We start from the raw sequence: 15,430 nt of genomic DNA, 5'->3' as shown, positions 1-15,430 counted from the left end.
TGAATCAGCGACTTACCTCGCAATCAAGCCAGAGTTTTTCAACAAAATACGCCCGCAGCGAAGCCGTCACCGAGACACCTAGCCTTATCATGTAAGTTATCACTGTGCTGTCAGACTGGCGGAACGCCCGCGGGCAAGGGCGCTGATTTGCCGGCTTACCCCTGTCGCAGTTTCCAACTGTGACAAAAATTTCGGTAAGCCCATCTCCGCCTCATGTTCTGATAGCGTTGTCGCCAGGGCAATCACTGTGGCCTCAGCCTCACCGGTTGCCAAACCAATCGTCCGGGCAAGTGCCAGAAAGTCAGCCATTTTCAGCCGGTCATCCTTACCGTTGAGTTTTAGCGCCATACGGTCAGTAGCAAGGCCAGGGAAGACCCGCGTCGTCACAGCATCGTAGAGCGCTGCAAAACGGACCGAGGTGAAATTCTTTGCGTCAGGGTCGGCTATCTTCAACATCGCGAGATTTTTGAGATGCATGTCGCCATCCGCGATGAGCCATGCAAACACGGCGCGCCGGAATAGTACATCGAGATCAGCAGTCGGGTCCGTCGACAGCGGGCGCAATCCTCTGGCCACCCGCTCGATGGTGCCGTCATATTTGGCGGAAGCTGGAAGGTCGAGGATCGAACAGAAGTCTGCAAGTGCAAGCTGGCGCATGTCATCCGGACCGCGCCGGATGTCAAACCGTTCGACCACCAGCGCTGGCGGCATACCGTCCGGCATCTCGATCAATGCGGCATCTGGCACGTCGAATCCCGCAACACGCCCTAGTTCCAGGCAGAGCCATTCGACAATCGGCAGCGTCTCAAAACCTGCCGTCCCTGCCGGTTTCAGAATATGGGTAAACGGTTGATCAATCGCAGGAACCAGCGCTCCATCTGACAACAGACTCATTGGGGCCTTGATCTGGACACCCGATAGACGTGGTGTCTCGGCGCGCGCAAACACGCGCGCGAGGTTGGTTTCAAAGGTTTCTTCAATTTCGCCGCGCGCTGGCCCGGCATAGTGGCCTGTAAACCGTCCAGCATCCGTGAATGCAGATAGTGGAGTACTCAGGACGTCTGCAGGCAATTTGGGCAGTTCCGCGCGGTTCTCGACGATTGTGATGTTGGACATGTAGCGTCGGCCGCGCCGCAAAGCTTCCCGTTCATTGCGGTCGTGCAGGATCTGTGCAAGCCAGCCTTCCGGCAGGAGAGACTCGACAAATGCAGGAAGTTTGCCGGGCGTCGTTTCGCGCACAAGCACGGGCCCTCTTCTCTTTCGGGGTGTCCATCGCCATTCGAAGCCGTCGTGGGTCAATTGTCCCATTGGCTTGCCATGCCATGCAATTAGCAGATCGAGCGCCGCCTTGTTGGCGGGTGGTTTTACCGTGCTTGGCTCGGCCAGCAGAAAACGTTCCGCACCTTCGCCCTCGCGATACCAACCATTTTTCCGTGCGAGCGCCCAGACCGCATCAGCAGCCGTTTTCGGGGAGCCATGCTCCTCGATCAGTCGCTCGGCCATCTGTCTGCGCATATCTGATGTCATTGCACTGGCATGTTCGCTTCTTAACCGAAAGGCTTCCAAAAAACGTTGTTGCGGCGAGGCGACCTGCAGATGTACCTCGCCAAGCTCATCACCGATGACGGCGGGAGCGGTTGAAGGATGTGCAGGCGCCTGGTTTTGGACGATTTCAACATTGCGCAATCGGGTCCGTTGGTTGCGTTTGCCGCTGATAAACAACCGTCCATCTTCGGTCGGCGCCAAAAGAACCGCGCTCGCGGACGACAGATAGGCGGTGGGATAGAGATAATGTGCAATGCGTGCAGCATGCGCGAGGATCGCCCGATCAATGTCGGCGTCATGCGCAACATAGACCCCACGCACAAGCTGGATCAGATTTCCTGCCTGGGCGCGGAGATGCGCCTGTTTGGCGTCAATGGTCTCGCCGACAAGGTGGATGGTCATGGCATTTTCTCGCTTTTCAGGTGCGCGATAATTCCATGCCTTTGGGTTGATGTCAAGAATTATCACGCATTTCATGTGCGCGATAATTCCATTCCAATGTATTCTCAATCAAAAACCTTGCATATCGAAAGACACCAATGACAAGTCGTCATGGCCAGCAACTGGCAGGGTGAACTGTAGCTCTATCTTCCTAAGTCCGCGACTAGTGTGAAGACTGCGATATCATCAATCGTTGGGAGTCAGACTTCCCGCCGATTCCACACCAGAAACGCGGCCCCCTCCTCATCCTCGAACAGCGCCGCCCGGATCGGCTCCGGAAAACTCGGATCGTCGAGTTGGATGCTGAGATAGTCCCGTGGTTCGTCCCCATTTGATTGCGCCTTCCATGCCGCCCCAAGCTCTGCACGCCCCGCATAGACCCGGAAATCCGGCGCGCCGTCGCTCTTCTTCTGATCGTTGGCGACGATCCGCGCCTTGATGTTGACTGTCAGGGTGCGGATCGTCCCTGCGTAACCGTCTTTGCCGGCGGTGAAGCTTCCTATCGTGGCCATCTATTCCTCCTTGGTTTGTGATGGATTGGGGGTGGCTGGGTGCGTCTTTGGTCGAGGCGCGGCCAGTTCCTTGCGCGCGCGTTTGAAACTGTGATCAGCGTTCATGAACGCCTGCAGCATGAAGGGGATCAGGTCAGCGACGGTCTCTTTCTGGCCGTACGATTTCCGATATATCTCAGCATAGTCGTTGAGCGCAGCCTTCAGTTCCGCATCGGCCGTGAAGGAAATTTTCGTGCTGGCGCGATCAGGAAGCTTTTCGAGTTTAAGCGTCATCGGGCCACTCCCAGGTCGCGATAGGGTCGGAGCACCATGTCCTTGTTGACGATGATGCGCAGCGGCCATCCAGGGCGGATGGTGATGGTCGGCTGGACGTTGAGATTGCGCTCCGTGATGCGTTGTCCCGCCTGGTTCGCGCTGTCTTGCGTGGACTCACGGATTGCCTCGACGAGATCGCTTTCGTCATCGCCGAAGGTGAGTTCGGTGGAAACGCCAAGCAGCGTCGACAGAGCAATGCCTTTTAGAAGACGCCAGGTGTGGAAATCGACCTCATCCTTCAGACCGGCATAGCCGGCCGTGTCAGTCGCTGACAGGTTCTCGATCACGACCGACGAGCCGTTCGGCATGATAATGCGTTGCCAGACAGCCAGCGCCCGATCCTGACCGAAAGCGACGACGCTGTCATAGGTGCCGATCATGCGTGCGCCCTGCGGGATCAGCAGATGGGCACCTGTGGCTGTGTCATAGATGTTCTCGGTGACCTGAGCGATGATCCGTCCCGGCAGATCGGAGTTGATCCCCGTGACTAGACTGGCGGAAATGATGGTTCCCGCCATCACCTGATAGGGCGAAGCCAGGTCCTGCAGCGCGTGCGGATTGTAGATGTCGGCGTCGACATCCTGATCCAGAAAGTCGAGCTTCCGGCCCTGTAGGTTCTGGTCGTTCTCGCGGTCGAGCTCCAGACCATTACGAGCCGGGGTAACGCTCGCCACTTCGAATGGATTGCGAGCGGAGGACGCGGTACTCGCTGCGCCGGTCGGCACTGACGGTATGCCGGCTGGTGTTACCCCGCCGCCCTGGGTCGCCCCCGCCGTACGAGAAGTGAGGGTGAAAAACACGCCGGCTTCGCGCCCTTGCTGCGCAAGCCGTGCCTGCCGGATGCGCTCGGCGCGTGCGGCATCTTCTTCCGGATCGGAGCGAAACGGTTGATCGCCGGTGGGATCGATACCGCGCTCGCGTTGCGCATCGAGGATTGGCCCGCCGAGATCGCCAGGCAGAGGGGGGCCGAGTTCGACTGGCGGCTTCGGCAGATCGCTATAGCGGCGCGGCAGAGCTTCCAGACCATCGGGTGTCGGGTTGTTGCCAGTCCGATAGAGCTCGCGCCCGGTATCGTCATGGTCGAACAGCCTTGGTGGATCAAGCGCAAAGATGGTGGCACCAAAGATGAGCAAGAGTCCTGTGCCGGACAGAGCAATCAAGACGCGTCTGTTGATCCGCGTGACGGGACGCGGTGCGGCCCGGATCGCAAGATCCTCCGGCGGCACCTTCGGCGGATTCGGGACCGTCCCGTCGTCTTCACGCGAAGGGGTCATCGTCCGCCATCCCGTTCTTCCCGCTGCCATGCTGAAATATTGCGATCGCGGGTCCCGCGCCCGGCCGAGCGACCATCGGTACGGGTGATGCGCACGATTTGCTGCGGATCGGCACCAAGACGCAGTTCAGCGGCCGCAAAGAGTCGGTCAACGATATAGTAGCGACCGCGTACCCGATAGTTCACAAGCTGGTTCTCGCCATCGGGACCGACAACGAAGAGCGGTGGCGCCTCACCCTGATCGAGGCGGCCGGGGAACTGGATGTAGACTTTGTGCGTGTCATCGAAAACGCGGACGGGCCGCCAGGGCGGTGTGTCGCCGGTGATATCGTAGCGAAAGCGCAACTCATTGATGTTGAGACCGCTGTCGATGACCTGTTCGGCCGCCGCCTCGGAAACCGCGTTGCGGCGTTTGAGGGCGATCAAGGCATCCCGCGGATAGTTCCAGGAAACCGACGCCATGTAGGTTTCGGGCGTGCTGGTCAGTTCCAGATGATAGGCGCGGCGGTCCGTGATGATGACCAGATTGGTGCGCAGATCCTCGGTGGTCGGCTTCACCAACACATGGCCGCGGGCGGCGTCGCCCTCTCCGCTGACCGTATCGCCGATGATCCAGCGGACAGTGTCACCGGCCGATACGGCAACGATCGTTTCGCCGGGCTGAAGCATGATGTTACTCACCTTCTCCGGCGATGTGTAAAGCTGATAGAGCGCGCCTTCGCTATAAGGGTAGACTTGGATAGCGTTGATATAGCCGTCCTTGGTCGGTTCAACGGCGGCAGCTTCGCTGGCATCGCCAACCCGTTCTTCAGGAGGACGGGTATCTTCGGAAGGCGGCTCCCAATCGGGCGGCAGCGGCATCAGTTGACCCAGCAGCGGCAGCGGCTCTGGAACGGAGACGATTTCGACGGGCTTCGGCGGCTCTTCGGTCAGAGTGGCGGCCTCAAAATCGATCGGATCGTAGCTGATCTCGGGCGGAAGTTGTTTGGAAGCGCAGGCGGCCAGCACTATCGGCGCGGTGAAAACAAATATGGTTTTCATGGGGTATCTCCTGAAATGAGGTCCCGGCTCCAATTGAGCGCGTGGACATAGATGCCGAGCGGGTTTTTCCGCAGCGCCTCTTCCGTGCGCGGCGGCTGAAGGGCGATTGAGAGAACGGCGGTGTGGCGTGTGGTCTCGGCAAGCGCGCCATTTTCGTAGGCAAGCTCGCGCCAACGCAGCTCGAAACTGCTGTCGGAAGATCGCACCACACTGGTCACCTCGACAGTGACGGTGCGCTCCCCGACCCGCGAAAACGGGTCGTTCTCACGGGCATAGTCATTGAGCGTATTGGCCGCTCGGTCGGTGGCGAAATCGTAAGCCCTGAGCCAGTTCTGACGCACGATGATCGGATCGATCGACAATGAGCGGACATTCTCGATGAAACGTGCGAGATGATATGCGATCTGGGCATCCGTGGGCTCATACGCGGCGATTGCCGGACCCACAGCCCGGGTCTGACCCAGTGTGTCGATCTCGACGACATAGGGCGTGATGGTGCTGCGCCCGGCTTGCCAGATCACCCCGCCCGACAGTCCGAGCGCGAGGATCAGGCATCCAAAAGCCATGAGGCGCCAGTTCTTCGCCTGCACTCGGGCCGACCCGATGCGTTCGTCCCAGACCTGGGCCGCCTTCTGATAGGGCGTGACCGGTTTGGGCGTGTTGCCATAGGTCGTTGTCGGGCGTTTGAACATTAGTCGTCCTCTCTCAGTCTCGGGTTCTCGCCGGAAGCGGGTCGGTCGCCGTCGCGGACGGTGTGGGCTGTTACGCTGACGCCTTCGCGCAGCCGCTGTTCACTGCGCAGCTTGCGCGCCCAGTCCGGTGCACCACTGGCAGACGCGGAGGCGGAGGCCGCAGCCTCGCCGCTTCCGCCAGAGAATGTGCCGCCCGTCGCGGTGATGGCGCCACGCTGACCGTCTCTGAAAGACTGCCGTGCCCCGGCGGTTGCTTTGCTTGCGATGCGGCGTGCACCCTGGCCAACAGCACCCGCTCCCGCGCGCGCGATACCGCCCGCCCCAGCGGCAACACCGGCAGCGCCCGTTGCGCCCGAAGCCGTCTTGCCCAGCGTGTAAGCGCCGGTTGCACCGCCAGCCATGGACGAGGCGGCACGGGTTGCCGCGCCACCGCCAGCGGCAATGGCACGCGCCCCGCCCAACGCCACACCGCCTGCAGCGGCCCCGCCAAGCGCAAGACCGGCGGCCGATCCGACAACCGCGCCTGCGCCAAGCTGGGGCGCGCCAGACACCAGACCCGCAGCGATACCGGGACCAAAAATGCCCAACATGAAGATCGCGAGAGCGCCAAGTGCGGTGGAGAGAGACTGCTCGATGGTGATCTCGCCCGGCGCGAACGAGGCCGCGAACGACCCAAACAAGGTCGATCCAATACCGACGATGACGGCGAGCACCATCAGTTTGATGCCCGCCGCCACCACATTGCCGAGTACGCGTTCGGCAAGAAAGGCAGTCTTCCCCCAGAGTGCGAAAGGCACCAGGATAAAGCCTGCCAATGTGGTCAGTTTGAATTCGAGAATGGTAATGAAGAGCTGGATCGCCAGAATGAAAAAGGCGAGCAGCACGATAAGCCAGGAGATCAGCAAGACGACGATCTGGATGAAATTCTCGAAGAAACCGACCGGCCCCAGGAGATCCTCGGTCTCGCCCAACAATGGCTGCGCGGCTTCAAAACCCGCATGCGCGACAAAACCGGGCCGCATCAGATCGGCAGCCGTGATTCCGGTGCCTGTGGCCTGCAGACCAAGTGCAGCGAAGCTGTCGAAGATGACGTTCGCCAGAAAAGCGAAATTGTTCAGGATGAAGGCGAAGGCTCCGACATAGAGCACCTTCTTGATGAGCGCCGGGATGACCGCCTTGTCATCGGCCAGCGCCCACATGAGGCCGGCCAAGGTGATGTCGATGCCGATCAGGATCGTGGTCAGAAAGGCGACATCGCCCCCCAGAAGACCAAAGCCGGAATCGATGTACCGGACAAAGGTCTCGGTGAATTCGTCAATGACGCCGACATCATCCATAGTGTCTGTCTCTCTCGCTCGTGTTCCGCCTCAGCGCGTGTAGCTGCTGCCATCGCCCATGAAGCGTTCGAAGCGGGCGCGGGCCTGTTCGCGCGTTGCAACTGCGCGGGCGCTTTCGAGCGCGTCAGCGCGCGCCGAAGCCGCCAGCAACGTCTGGAGCTGCATCGACTGTTTCGCGGCAAGCGCGGTCAGCTGGTTGCCGGCCTGCACGGCCTGCAGATTGCCGACCGCGTCCTGGCTCTCGGCGATCAACCTGTCGAGGGTGGCGGCGTCTGTGCGAACCTGTCCCACAACTTCGGCCTGAACATGCAGGCTGTGACGAAAGCCTTCGCGGGCGTTCTGCCAGGCTTCTTGCGCATCTTGGACGATCCGCGAGGTCGCGACGCTCGAAGCATATTCTTCGGGAAACAGCCGCTGATATTCGCGGTCGATCTCGGAGACGTCATAGGCGATGCCTTGGGCGTCGCGGATGAGGTTGTCGACCTGGCCGAGCGAGGCTTGCAGCTCGCCGGCGACCGAGGTCGGCAGGCTGGTCAGCTCGCGCGCCTGATTGACCAACATCTGCGCCTCGTTGGCGAGCTGCGCGATCTGGTTGTTGATCTGCTGAAGGTTTCGGACGGCCGTCAGTAGATTCTGGCTGTAATTGGCCGGATCGAAGACCGTGATCGCGTAGGCCGGCGGCGGGGTGACCGTCGCAGTGGTCACGGCCAGCGCCAAGGCGGCACAGGCTATTGCTAAACGGGGATATTTCATCGTTCGTTCTCCTCTGGTTTGCCCCACGTCCAATCGCCCCGACCATTGGCCAGGATTTCTATGCGGTAGTGGTAGGTGTTGAATTGGCTGATGGCGGTGATGCCGACATCGGCGGGCTTCACCCGCTTCGTGTCCAGACCGTCATAGACGCCGTAAAAATGGTCGCGGACATAGCTGTCGCCGAACGTGTAGCCATCGGCGAAGTTCAGCGCGATGCCGCCATAGGCGACCCGGCCGACCCGTTCGTTACCGATGGTCGCGTGACAGCCGCGCAGCACGGTTGCCGCTTCGCCACCGCGGCGCAGCCTGACACCCTGCATGGGCGAGTTCGCGGCAGCAGCAACGTCATTGCCACCATAACCACAGTCTCCGCCGGTCGACTTGATGCGGATATCATCGACATCGGGATGGAGCGGAATGCAAAGCCGACCTTCTCCATATTCGGCATTCTCGTTGAACCATTGCAGGATCGAACCACTTGCGTCCGAGCGGCCCCAGATATGGCGCCATTCGCGCGGACATACGGATCCGACCGACAAAGTGGCGTTGCCCCGCCATGTGATGACACTCAGATAGGACCCCGGACAATAGTCGCGCGAGCACTTGGGCCATCCGATGCTGGCACCTGCTGCAGGCGTGGAGGCCAACAACACAAGCGTGAGCGCAGCGGCTATCTCAAGCGGACGTTTCATTGTCGGTCTCCATGTCTTGGGTGAACTCGAGGACCCCCTGTGATTGATCGGGCTGGTCTGCGCCCGGATCGGTGATCAGGTCGGCTGCCCAGTCGAGCCCCTTGGCGCGCAGCCAGCTGTCGGCGAACTCCTCCTCACCATGGGCGCCCAGAAGCCCGGTCATCAGGGCGTGGTCGGCTTTGGTGCTCGATCCGGTGAAGGCCAGCGCGATCGGGCCGAGCCCCAGCTCAAAGAGCCGATTTCCGGCGCGGGATTGGGTGTAGTAGTCGCGTTTGAGGACGGCGCGGGCGATGATCTCGATCTGCCGGTCGTTGAGGCCGAACGCCTCATAGACGGCCTTGGCTTGCGGCTCGATCGCCCGGTCGTTGGGTAGGAAGATGCGGGTAGGACAGCTTTCGATGATCGCGGGCGCAATCGAACTGCCGGCGATGTCGGAAAGACCTTGCGTCGCGAAGATCACCGAGACGTTCTGCTTGCGCAGCGTCTTCAGCCATTCCCGGATGCGTGCCGCGAAAGCGGGGTTGTCGAGGAAAAGCCAGGCCTCGTCGAGGATCAGCAGAGATGGCCGCCCATCAAACCGTTCTTCGAGACGGTGGAACACATAGGTCAGCACCGGCAGGACTGCACCGGTCTCGTGCATCAGCTCTTCCATTTCGAAGCATTGAACAGAACTCAGCTCGAGCCGGTCATCATCGGCGTCGAGGAGCCGGCCATAGGGTCCTTCGAGCGTGTAGGGTTGCAGCGCCTGACGCAGCGCGGTCACCTGTAGCAGCGTTGCGAGACCGGTGAGCGTGCGTTCGGGAACAGGTGCTGCGGCAAGGTTCGACAAGGCCGACCAGACCGCGTCCTTGACCTCCGGGGTTACCGTGACGCCTTCGTGGGTGAGCAGGCCAAGCACCCAGTCCTGCGCGAAGGCGCGCTCTGATGTCTGGTCGATCCGCGCTAGGGGCTGGAACGCGAGCGCGCCTTTTTCACCCTCCTTGGCCGCGCCAAGATCGAAGTAGTCCCCGCCCATGCCGAGAATGGCCGCCCGTGCCGAGCCGCCTTTGTCGAACATCGTGATCTGCGCGCCCGGGTAACGTCGGAATTGCAGGGCAATCAGCGACAGGAGGACAGACTTGCCCGCGCCGGTCGGACCGACGACCAGCATATGCCCGACATCGCCGATATGCGTCACGAGCCGAAACGGCGTGGTGCCGTTGGTGCGCACGGTGATCAGCGGCGGGCCGTCCAAATGCTCATTGCGCGCCGGGCCAGCCCAAGTGGCCGACAGCGGCATCAAATGCGCGAGGTTGAGTGTGTTGACCGGTGCGGCCCGCACATTGGCGTAGACATGGCCCGGGAGCGACGAGAGCCAGGCTTCGACCGCATTGGCGGTCTCGTCGATGGTGGCAAAACCGCGCCCATCGATCACGCGCTGCGCTGCGCGCACCTTCTCGCGCACGGTGGAAGCGTCTTCATCCCAGACGATGAAGGTGGTCGTCACATAGCCGTAGGAGACGAGATCGGCCCCAAGTTCCTGAAGCGCCGCGTCGGCATCGGCCGTCTTGTTGTCGGCGTCGGTATCGACTAGCACCGACTGCTCGTTTGTGAGCACTTCCTTGATGATCGCGGCGATCGATTTGCGCTTGGCGAACCATTGCCGGCGGAAGCGCTTGATCACCTTTTCCGCCGCCGCCTTGTCGAGCGGCACAAAGCGCGTCATCCAGCGATATTCGAAGCCGAGATGGTTCAAAGCATCGAGGAGTCCTGGCGTCGTTGATCCGGGATAGCCGAGGATGGTCAGGGCGCGCAGATGCGCCTCGCCGAGCATTGGTTCGAGTCCGCCCGTCAGCGCCGTGTCGACCAGCACCGCATCGAGATGGATCGGCACCTCGGGCGTTGCGACCGGGTGCAGTTTGTTCGAGATGCAATTGTGCAGGTAGGTGAGCGTCTCGTCGTCGGTGAGCGGCGCGACTTCGGGCATCAACTGTCCGATCAGATCGAGGGCCCGGTCGGTCTGCTGGATGAAGCTTTCGAGATGATCGGAGTAATCGAGACCACGCTTTTCCTCAGCGCCCTCGATCAGCAGTTTTTCAGCGCGCCCGACATTTTCAGGCGGCGGAAGATGGACGAAGGTCAGCACATAGGCGCTCTCGAAGAGCGCGCCGGCCTCCTCGAACGCGGCGCGGCGTTCCTCGTCGACGAGGCGCGAGACCGGATCGGGGAAGTCAGACGCCGGGTAGTCGCGCGCCGCGTACCGCTCGGCTTCGAAGAACAGCGCCCAGCCCGAGCCAAAACGTCTGAGCACATTGTTGATCCGTGCGCAGGTCGCGACGAGCTCGGCCGATGTAGCGCTTTCCAGATCAGGTCCGCGAAACCGCGCCGACCGCTGGAAGCTGCCGTCCTTGTTGAGGATCACGCCGGGCGCAACCAGCGAGGCCCAGGGAAGATAGTCGGCCAGAAGCGGTGGCCGAACGCGATATTCGGCAAGGTTCAACATGCCAGGTGTCCCTTGTGGCGGATGTGGCGGACCAGCACTTCCATGAAGGCCGGGTCCTTCTTCGCCGCGTAGACGGCCGCCGAATGACCAACGATCCAGACGACGATACCGGCCAGCCAGAGCTGGAGGCCCAAGCCGAGCGCGGCGGCCAGCGTGCCGTTGACAATCGCCACGCCGCGCGGTGCGCCAGCCATCAGGATCGGCTCGGTGAGCGCCCGGTGGAGCGGAATCTCGAACCCGTCGGCGGTGGGAAGCGCGCCAGCCATCAGATCAGCGCCCCGCCGCCGAAGGAGAAGAAGGACAGGAAGAAGCTGGTCGCGGCAAAAGCGATCGAGAGGCCGAAAACGATCTGGATCAGCCGGCGGAAACCACCCGAGGTTTCGCCAAAGGCGAGCGACAGACCGGTGATGACGATGATGATCACCGCGATGATCCGCGCCACCGGTCCCTCGATGGATTCCAGGATCGCTGTTAGCGGCGCTTCCCATGGCATGCCCGAGCCCGCGGCTTCGGCCGGATCTGCGCCAGCGAAAGCCAGGACGGTTAGTAGCAAGAACCACGTCGCCGGGTGATGTGTCGACACGGACGAAAGAATTGGGAATTTAGGGTTCATGCAGGATCTCCTTCTGTCCGAACCGGCGACACGAGCTGGACGGGTGTGAGTGGTTTGAGGCGGTAATCGCCGCCCTCGGTCAGACCCTCGATGGACGCGACAGTCTCGACGCGGCGGCCGGACCCGCGGCCTTTCAGGAAAACGACGATGTCGATCGCATCGGCGATTAGCCGACGCGGCACCGTGACGACGGCTTCCTGGATGAGCTGTTCGAGCCGGTAGAGGCCGGCATGGGCGGAGTTGGCGTGGAGCGTGGTGATCCCGCCCGGATGGCCCGTGTTCCACGCCTTCAGCATGTCGAGAGCTTCGGCCCCGCGCACCTCACCGACGATGATCCTGTCGGGTCTGAGTCGCATGGTCGAGCGCACAAGATCGGCCAGCGCTGCGACACCGGGCTTGGTGCGCAGGCTGACGCAATCCTCCGCGGCGCAATGGAGCTCGCGCGTGTCCTCGATCAGGATGACCCGATCGCCACCGGTTGCGACCTCTGCGAGCAGTGCGTTGACCAGCGTGGTCTTGCCGGAGCTGGTGCCGCCCACCACCACGATATTGTTGCGCGTATCGATGGCGTTTCGCAGCGCGGTCGCCATCTGTGCGGTTATGATCTGCGCGTCGACGTAATCGCCGAGCCGGTAGAGCACCTTGGCGGGCTTGCGGATCGCAAAGCATGGTGCGGGCGCGACCGGCGGCAACAGACCTTCGAAGCGTTCGCCGCTTTCAGGGAGTTCGGCGGACACGACTGGCTGGTCGCGGTGACATTCCTGCCCGATATGGCTCGCTACAAGCCGGATGATGCGTTCGGTCTCGGACGCGCCGAGCGCCTGGCCGGTATCGATCCGCCCATCGCCATGGCGGTCGAGCCAAAGCTTCCCGTCCGGATTGACCATCACCTCGATGACGGCGGGATCGGCAAGCGCAGTGGCAATCGCCGGTCCCATCGCCGTGCGGAGCATGGTGCGTTGCCGGTCAAGCGTGTCGGGATGGAACCGGTCAGACATGATCGTCCTCCTGATCTTCGCCTGCGACGCTCGCACCGGTGTGTTTGCTGGCCGCTTCCCCGTTCGGTTTTTTCTGTCCCTCGCTCTGTTGTGGGGAAGCGGCCGTCTTCACTGCTCGAAGGGCATCAAGTTCCCTTGCCGTGAAGAACTCGGATTCGTCCGCGTTGATCTCCTCGAGAACATCGCGGACCATGTTTTTGCCACCCGCAAGTCGGCGTGAGAGCTGCGTGATGAAATAGTCGAAACGCTCCTTGCCGAGCGCGCGGGCGGCGTCCTGATCGGCCCCGGGGAGCGGTGGGGTCACGGTCAGGAAAAAGCGGATGTAGAGCGCGAGCGTCTCGGTGGTGATTGAGAGATTGCGCTCGAGCTTGTCATATTGGCGGGTCAGTCGGTCCAGCCGGCGAATGAGCGCGCCATCGCGCTGATCGTCGAATTCCTTCGAGAAGAAGCCCATCAGCGCTGCCTCGACGACAGCCGCTTTGGTGACGTCCGGGCGTTTGGCGGCGATCTCTACTTTCTCGAAGAGCTCGTGGGCGACATGAACGTTGAGGCGGGGTTTCATCGCATCCCTCCTCAGAATCTCGGGATCAGGTCGTCATCGGCCTGGTCCATGGCGTGGGCACGCCGGACGGTCGCCGTGTTGCGGGCGAGTTGGTCCATCCGGCGGGCGTCATTGGGGTCGAACTCATCATCAAGAAGACCCGCGTCGGGCGCTTTTTCGGATGCGGGAGCCTTGGGAGCTTCCTCGGGCAGCGCGGGATGACGCTTGAGCCCGCCCTCATCCTCATGCGCTTCAGAGACGAGCTCGGACCAAGGCTTGGTCAGATCCGCGTGAGGCCTCCGGACCTGTCCGGCCCAGTCGGTTCCCCCTTGCTGCGGACGATCCACATAGGGACCGTCCGCGCACAGACCGGGAGGGGGGAGCACCCGGCCTGTGAAATTCGCGTCCTCGAAATAGCGCAGCTTCTTCGCGCGGATCGGCGGATGGCCGGACACCATCACCAGTTCGTCCTCTGGGGGCAGCTGCATGACCTCGCCGGGCGTCAGAAGCTGACGCGCGGTCTCCTGCCGGCTGACCATGACATGGGCGAGCCAGGGCGCGAGCCGGTGACCGGCATAGTTGCGCTGCGCGCGCAGTTCGGTCGATGTACCGAGGCTGTCGGAGATGCGCTTCGCTGTGCGCTCGTCATTCGAGGCGAAGGCGATACGCACATGGCAATTGTCGAGGATGGCGTTGTTCTCGCCATAGGCTTTCGAGATCTGATTGAGGCTTTGGGCGATCAGGAAGCTGCGCACGCCGTATCCGGCCATGAAGGCAAGCGCGCTTTCGAAGAAATCGAGGCGCCCGAGCGCCGGAAACTCGTCGAGCATCATCAGAAGCTGGTGGCGATGCCGCTTGCCGGGTTCGCCCTCCAAGCGCTCGGTCAGACGGCGGCCGATCTGGTTGAGGATCAGACGGACGAGCGGCTTGGTCCGTGAAATGTCGGACGGCGGAATGACGAGATAAAGGGAGACCGGACGGTCGGCGTCCATCAGATCGGTGATCCGCCATTCGCAGGCGCTGGTCGTCTCGGCGACCGTCGGATCGCGATAAAGACCAAGAAACGACATCGCGGTTGAGAGGACGCCCGAGCGTTCGTTCTCGGATTTGTTGAGGAGCTCGCGCGCGGCCTGCGCGACGACCGGGTGAACTTCCGGCGCGGCATCGCTGCCGAGATGATTGGTGCTCATCATGACGCGCAACGTGCGTTCGAAGGAGCGCGAAGGATCAGAGAGGAAGGCCGCGACGCGGGCGAGCGTTTTATCCTTCTCGGCGTAGAGCACATGCAGGATCACGCCGACGAGCAAGGAGTGGCCGGTTTTTTCCCAATGATTACGACGTTCGAGGCTGCCCTCGGGATCGACGAGGATATCGGCGATGTTCTGGACGTCGCGAACCTCGAACCGGCCTTTGCGCACTTCCAACAGCGGATTGTATTTGGCGCTCGCCGGATCGGTCGGATTGAACAGCAGGCAATGCGAGAATTTGGATCGCCAGCCCGCAGTCAGCTGCCAGTTCTCGCCCTTGATGTCGTGAATGACGGCGGAGTGCGGCCAGCTGAGCAAAGTTGGGATAACAAGCCCGACGCCCTTGCCCGACCGTGTTGGCGCGAAACACATGACATGTTCCGCGCCGTCATGGCGCAGATAGCGGTCCTTTAGCTGTCCGAGAAACACGCCCGCCGGATCGAACAGGCCCGCCTTGGCGATTTCGCGCGTCGAAGCCCAGCGTGACGAGCCGTACGTCGTGACCAGCCGGGTCTGCCGCGCGCGCCATAGGGATCCTGCAACCGCAACCACGACACCCAGAATGCCGCCCGATGCAGCGATGGCGCCCGCCTGATTGAAGACCGACGGCGCATAGGCCTCGTAGGCGTACCACCATTCGAACAACCGCCAAGGGTAGCAGACGGGATAGTCGCCGACCGAGGTCCAGGCCTCACCGAGGCGGGGTTGATGCCCGAGTTGGCCCGCCGCCCATTGCGTCGCGAACCAGAGCGCACCGATCACGATCGCGAAGACGCTGAAAATCTGGCCGACAAGGAGTTTGGTAGGGGTCATCGATTTCTTCGCGCATTGGGGGCCTGGGGGCCGTTTGGGATGCGCTTAAAATCGAAGAAAGACGGGCGTTTAGACAATGTACTTGCATGCAACGTAGTCCAAGTTGGGAAGCAGGATCAGGGTTGAGCCAAGACA

The 15,430-nt window shown here is 61.8% G+C and carries 15 protein-coding genes; all 15 read right to left on the bottom strand.

Translation table 11 applies throughout. The annotated features are described in order from the left end of the window. Positions 1 to 99: 99 nt before the first annotated feature. Positions 100 to 1,947, bottom strand: a complete 1,848-nt coding sequence (locus Q1A20_RS20650) for a HipA domain-containing protein (RefSeq protein WP_299918463.1) — start codon at positions 1,945 to 1,947, stop codon at positions 100 to 102. Between the two features lie 239 nt (positions 1,948 to 2,186). Beyond that, the gene (locus Q1A20_RS20645; protein ID WP_299410385.1) at positions 2,187 to 2,498 is read right to left on the bottom strand and encodes a DUF736 domain-containing protein; all 312 of its coding nucleotides are present in this window, start codon (positions 2,496 to 2,498) and stop codon (positions 2,187 to 2,189) included. Beyond that, positions 2,499 to 2,771, bottom strand: coding sequence for a DUF2274 domain-containing protein (locus Q1A20_RS20640; protein ID WP_299410384.1), 273 nt, complete (start codon positions 2,769 to 2,771; stop codon positions 2,499 to 2,501). Then, positions 2,768 to 4,087, bottom strand: coding sequence for a TrbI/VirB10 family protein (locus Q1A20_RS20635; RefSeq protein WP_299918459.1), 1,320 nt, complete (start codon positions 4,085 to 4,087; stop codon positions 2,768 to 2,770). The genes Q1A20_RS20640 and Q1A20_RS20635 overlap by 4 nt, the downstream gene beginning before the upstream one ends. Then, positions 4,084 to 5,127 carry a P-type conjugative transfer protein TrbG gene (gene trbG, locus Q1A20_RS20630; protein ID WP_299410381.1) on the bottom strand — a complete coding sequence of 348 codons (1,044 nt, stop codon included), beginning with the start codon at positions 5,125 to 5,127 and terminating at the stop codon, positions 4,084 to 4,086. The genes Q1A20_RS20635 and trbG overlap by 4 nt, the downstream gene beginning before the upstream one ends. Beyond that, entirely contained in the window at positions 5,124 to 5,819 is a 696-nt protein-coding gene (trbF, locus tag Q1A20_RS20625) for a conjugal transfer protein TrbF (RefSeq protein WP_299410379.1), read from the bottom strand. Before trbF ends, trbG begins: the two co-directional genes overlap by 4 nt. Then, a complete protein-coding gene (gene trbL / locus Q1A20_RS20620; protein ID WP_299410377.1) occupies positions 5,819 to 7,156 on the bottom strand; it encodes a P-type conjugative transfer protein TrbL in 1,338 nt (445 codons plus the stop codon). Before trbL ends, trbF begins: the two co-directional genes overlap by 1 nt. A 30-nt stretch (positions 7,157 to 7,186) precedes the next feature. Further along, positions 7,187 to 7,909, bottom strand: coding sequence for a P-type conjugative transfer protein TrbJ (trbJ, locus tag Q1A20_RS20615; protein ID WP_299410375.1), 723 nt, complete (start codon positions 7,907 to 7,909; stop codon positions 7,187 to 7,189). Further along, a complete protein-coding gene (locus Q1A20_RS20610; RefSeq protein ID WP_299410374.1) occupies positions 7,906 to 8,601 on the bottom strand; it encodes a hypothetical protein in 696 nt (231 codons plus the stop codon). The genes trbJ and Q1A20_RS20610 overlap by 4 nt, the downstream gene beginning before the upstream one ends. Further along, on the bottom strand, positions 8,585 to 11,083 hold the full coding sequence (gene trbE / locus Q1A20_RS20605) for a conjugal transfer protein TrbE (RefSeq protein ID WP_299410372.1): 2,499 nt from the start codon (positions 11,081 to 11,083) through the stop codon (positions 8,585 to 8,587). The genes Q1A20_RS20610 and trbE overlap by 17 nt, the downstream gene beginning before the upstream one ends. Continuing rightward, positions 11,077 to 11,349: a VirB3 family type IV secretion system protein gene (locus Q1A20_RS20600; RefSeq protein ID WP_299410370.1), complete on the bottom strand. Its 273-nt coding sequence runs from the start codon at positions 11,347 to 11,349 to the stop codon at positions 11,077 to 11,079. Before Q1A20_RS20600 ends, trbE begins: the two co-directional genes overlap by 7 nt. Beyond that, positions 11,349 to 11,696, bottom strand: a complete 348-nt coding sequence (locus Q1A20_RS20595) for a TrbC/VirB2 family protein (RefSeq protein WP_367180949.1) — start codon at positions 11,694 to 11,696, stop codon at positions 11,349 to 11,351. The genes Q1A20_RS20600 and Q1A20_RS20595 overlap by 1 nt, the downstream gene beginning before the upstream one ends. Continuing rightward, positions 11,693 to 12,649, bottom strand: coding sequence for a P-type conjugative transfer ATPase TrbB (gene trbB / locus Q1A20_RS20590; protein WP_367180950.1), 957 nt, complete (start codon positions 12,647 to 12,649; stop codon positions 11,693 to 11,695). The genes Q1A20_RS20595 and trbB overlap by 4 nt, the downstream gene beginning before the upstream one ends. A 37-nt stretch (positions 12,650 to 12,686) precedes the next feature. Then, positions 12,687 to 13,256 carry a CopG family transcriptional regulator gene (locus tag Q1A20_RS20585; protein ID WP_299410367.1) on the bottom strand — a complete coding sequence of 190 codons (570 nt, stop codon included), beginning with the start codon at positions 13,254 to 13,256 and terminating at the stop codon, positions 12,687 to 12,689. Between the two features lie 11 nt (positions 13,257 to 13,267). Continuing rightward, complete coding sequence (locus tag Q1A20_RS20580; RefSeq protein ID WP_299918454.1) at positions 13,268 to 15,295, bottom strand: conjugal transfer protein TraG; 2,028 nt, start codon at positions 15,293 to 15,295, stop codon at positions 13,268 to 13,270. Between the last annotated feature and the right edge of the window lie 135 nt (positions 15,296 to 15,430).

This window comes from uncultured Roseobacter sp., from assembly GCF_947501835.1.
Classification (GTDB): domain Bacteria; phylum Pseudomonadota; class Alphaproteobacteria; order Rhodobacterales; family Rhodobacteraceae; genus Roseobacter.
The sequence above is the reverse complement of the archived record's forward strand: the minus strand, read 5'-3'. Positions and strand labels throughout refer to the sequence as shown.